This is a genomic window from Kitasatospora sp. MBT63, from assembly GCF_000710465.2.
Classification (GTDB): domain Bacteria; phylum Actinomycetota; class Actinomycetes; order Streptomycetales; family Streptomycetaceae; genus Kitasatospora.
On the sequence record NZ_JAIZ01000758.1, the window covers coordinates 1 to 1,457 of the forward strand.

Sequence of the window (1,457 nt, forward strand, 5' to 3'; positions counted from 1 at the left end):
TGGGCGGGCCGGCGATCCGGTCGTGCACCGGGCCGGGGCGGCGGGCGGGGGCGCCGCGGCCGAAGGCCAGCACCTGCTCGCGTTCGGCGTCGGTGAGCAGCTCGATCGCGTCCAGGGCGGGCGCCGGGTCGGCGCCGGCGGCGGCGAGCACCCGCAGCAGCTGGTCGGCGAGCCGCTCGGCGAAGGCGGCGTCGAACAGGTCGGTGGCGTACTCCACCGCCAGCCGGTCCCGGTCAAGTACCACGGTGAGGTCGAACCGGCCGCGTTCGGCGGGGAGTTCGCCGTCGAAGTGGACGGTGGCGCCGGGCAGCCGGACCTCGGTGAGTTCGGGCTGCTGGAGCACCAGCATCACCTGGAACACCGGGTGGTGGGCCCGCCGCCCGGCCGGCATCAGCTCCTCCACCAGCCGCTCGAACGGCAGCGCCCGGTGGGCGTACGCCCCGGCGGTGACCGCCCGGACCCGGTCGACGAGTTCGGCGAAGTCCGGCCGGCCGCCGAGGTCGACCCGGAGCGGCAGGGTGTTGACGAAGCAGCCGACGGTCGACTCGAAGGCGGCCCTGGGCCGGTCGCCGACCGGGGTGCCGACCACCAGGTCGCGCTGCCCGGTGCAGCGGTGCAGCACGGTCAGCAGGCCGGCCAGCAGCACCATGTACGGGGTGGCGCCGAGTCGCCGGGCGGTCCGTTCCAGGGTGGTGCGCAGCCCGGCCGGCAGGCGGCGGGCGGCGGTGGCGCCGCGGAAGCCGGGCTGCGGCGGGCGGGTCTCGCCGGGGGTGAGGTCGAGCAGCGGCGGGGCGCCGTCCAGGGCGCGGGTCCAGTACTCCAGCAGGGCGGGGTGCCGGTGCTGCTGGGCCTGTTCCCAGCGGGCCGGTTCGGCGGGGCCGGGGCCGGCCGGGCGGTCGGCGGGGCGCCGGCCCTCGGCCAGGGCCGGGTAGACCTCGGCCAGGTCGGCGAGCAGGATCTCCACCGAGCGTCCGTCGACGGCGATGTGGTGGATCGTCAGGCAGATCTCCCAGCGCCGCTCGCCGGTCCGGGCCAGGGTGGCGCGCAGCAGCGGCGGGGCGGTCAGGTCGAACGGCCGGGCGGTCTGCGCGGCGAAGCGGTCGGCGGCGGAGCCGGGTGCGTCCCGCAGGTCGACCGTCTCGACCAGGTCGTCGGCGCCGCCGGTCCAGGGCAGGATCCGCTGGCGCGGGCCGTCCGGGGTGTCGAGGTAGGCGGTGCGCAGCGCGGGGTGGCGGCGGACCAGTTCGGCGATGCTCTCGGCGAGGGCCCGCTCGTCGACGGCGGGGCCGGCCTGCGGGTCGGCGGTGACGGTGAGGCCGACCGAGACGTTGGAGATGGCCCGGTCGGGCGCGAACTGGTCGATGAACCAGTGCCGGGCCTGGGCCGAGCTGAGCGGGGCGTCGCCGTCGGCGGCGGCCGGCGCGGGCGGTGCCGGCGGCTGCCCGGGGCCGCCGGCG

The 1,457-nt window shown here is 78.2% G+C and carries 1 protein-coding gene; it reads right to left on the reverse strand.

Annotated elements, in window-relative coordinates; all coding sequences use genetic code 11:
- Positions 1-1,457 (reverse strand): condensation domain-containing protein (locus tag AA75_RS39615; RefSeq protein ID WP_233289400.1); only part of this gene is annotated, 1,457 nt, incomplete at both ends.